This is a genomic window from Nocardiopsis sp. TNDT3 (assembly GCF_003427465.1).
GTDB lineage: Bacteria > Actinomycetota > Actinomycetes > Streptosporangiales > Streptosporangiaceae > Nocardiopsis > Nocardiopsis dassonvillei.
The window spans coordinates 1-2022 of the sequence record NZ_QPFC01000922.1 but is presented as its reverse complement, the minus strand read 5'-3'; the positions used below and the strand labels follow the sequence as shown (position 1 = coordinate 2022).

At 74.7% G+C, this 2022-nt stretch carries 3 protein-coding genes; 2 read left to right on the top strand and 1 reads right to left on the bottom strand.

What is annotated here, in order from left to right; translation table 11 throughout:
• The coding region (locus DQW06_RS21755; RefSeq protein ID WP_157983541.1) for a MerR family transcriptional regulator at nt 1–277 on the bottom strand (277 nt) is incomplete at its 3' end.
• A gap of 91 nt (nt 278–368) precedes the next feature.
• Between DQW06_RS21755 and DQW06_RS21750 the strand changes: the two genes are divergently transcribed.
• Nucleotides 369–866 carry a DUF4383 domain-containing protein gene (locus DQW06_RS21750; protein WP_013154574.1) on the top strand — a complete coding sequence of 166 codons (498 nt, stop codon included), beginning with the start codon at nt 369–371 and terminating at the stop codon, nt 864–866.
• Nucleotides 863–2022 (top strand): DUF2867 domain-containing protein (locus DQW06_RS21745; protein ID WP_117199203.1); only part of this gene is annotated, 1160 nt, incomplete at its 3' end. The genes DQW06_RS21750 and DQW06_RS21745, both read left to right, overlap by 4 nt.

Here is a 2022-nt window from a genome sequence, read left to right as displayed (position 1 = left end):
CCCGCGGCCGGGGAACGCGCGGCGGGGCTGGATCGGGCGCCGGACCCCCGCGAGCCGGGACCAGCACGCACTCCGCCGCCGAGGCGGGCGACAGGCCCTCACCGACCAGGCGGCACAGCTCGCGCAGACGCGCCACGTCGGCGGGCGAGTAGCGGCGGTGCCCGCCCGGACTGCGCTCGCGCGGCCCCACGCCGTAGCGCCGGTCCCAGCTGCGCAGCGTGGAGGGCGAGACCCCGAGCAGACGCGCGGTCGCCCCCGGGGTCAGTGCGTCGGCCATGGCGCCCCAAGCGTTGCGAAAGCGGTGCGTCTTGTGTCGCGCACCACACGCGTAGAACTCTAGCTGGGAGAACACCGGAAGGGGCAGCACCATGGATCTGGACACCAGGCGTCCGGCCGACCGCCGTCTCAGCGTGGTCCACCGTGTCGGCGCCGGACTCACCGGACTCGTACTCATGGGCTTCGGCATCGCGGGGCTGGTGGTCAGGCTCCCGCTCTTCGACACCCAGGGGGAGGTCGTCGCGGGCCTGTCCACCAACGGCGCGCTGAGCTTCCTGTCCGTCGCGATCGGCTCACTGCTGCTGGGCGCCTCCGTCCTGGGCGGCTCGTTCGCCTCCACCGTCTGCACGGTGGTGGGGGTGGGCTTCGTGGCCAGCGGACTCGTGAACCTCTACCTGATGGGCGCGGGGCCCAACATCCTGGCCTTCTCCATGCCCAACGTCATCTTCAGCTTCGTCGTCGGGATCATGGTGATGACCTTCGGCATGTACGGCCGGGTCAGCGGCGGCCTGCCCGAGGACAACCCGTACCGCCGCAGGCGCGCGCGGCGGCGCGAGCGCCGCCACGGCGTGGCCGGTGCGACCGGATGAGGCCGTCCGTCCTGGTCACCGGGGCCACCGGCTACATCGGTGGACGTCTGGTGCCCGAGCTGCTCGCGGCCGGGTACCGCGTCCGCTGTCTGGCGCGCACCCCGGACAAGCTGCGCGACCAGCCCTGGCGCGACCGCGTGGAGGTGGTCCGGGGCGACGTGGTGAGCGGCGAGGGTCTGGCCGAGGCGTTCGCGGGTACCGACACCGCCTACTACCTGGTCCACTCGATGGCGGGCGGGCGCGACTTCGCGGGCACCGACGCCCGGGCCGCCCGCAACGTCGCCCGCGCGGCGCGGGAGGCGGGCACGACCCGCCTGGTCTACCTGGGCGGCCTCGCGCCGCACGGGGGCGGCCTGTCGGCGCACATGGCCTCGCGCGAGGAGGTCGGCCGGATCCTGCTGGAGTCCGGCGTGCCCACCGCCGTGCTGCGCGCCGCGGTGATCCTCGGCTCCGGCTCGGCCTCCTTCGAGATGCTGCGCCACCTCACCGAGCGCCTGCCGGTGATGACCACGCCCCGGTGGGTGCGCAGCCGCGTCCAGCCGATCGCGGTGCGCGACGTGCTGCGGCTGCTGGTGGGGTGCGCCGAACTCCCGGAGGGGACCAACCGGACCTTCGACATCGGCGGCCCGGAGGTGCTCTCCTACGCTCAGATGATCCAGCGCTTCGCCGGGGCGGCGGGGATCGCCCGGAGGCTGATCGTCCCCGTCCCCGTGCTCTCGCCGGGCCTGTCCAGCCTGTGGGTCGGCCTGGTCACGCCGGTACCGCCCGCGATCGCCCGGCCGCTGGTGGAGTCGCTGCGCCACGACGCGGTGGTCGGCGAGGACGACCTGTCCGAACTGCTGGACGACCACGAGCGGATCGGCTTCGACCGGGCCGTGGAGCTGGCCCTGCGCCGCGTCGACGAGTCGCGCGTGGACACCCGCTGGTCCTCGGCCGCCTGGCCGAGCGCCCCGTCCGACCCCCTGCCGAGCGACCCCGCCTGGGCGGGCGGCAGCCTCTACACCGACGTGCGCGCGCGGTACGTCGACGCCGGAACGGAGGCGGTGTGGAGGGTCGTCGAGGGGATCGGCGGCGAACACGGCTGGTACTCCTGGCCCCTGGCCTGGGCCGCGCGCGGCTGGATCGACCTGGCCGTGGGCGGGGTGGGCCTGCGCAG

Bases quoted from the DNA above. Each gene is read 5' to 3' on its own strand.
- DQW06_RS21750 (WP_013154574.1), top strand. From the start codon at position 369: ATGGATCTGGACACCAGGCGTCCGGCCGACCGCCGTCTCAGCGTGGTC.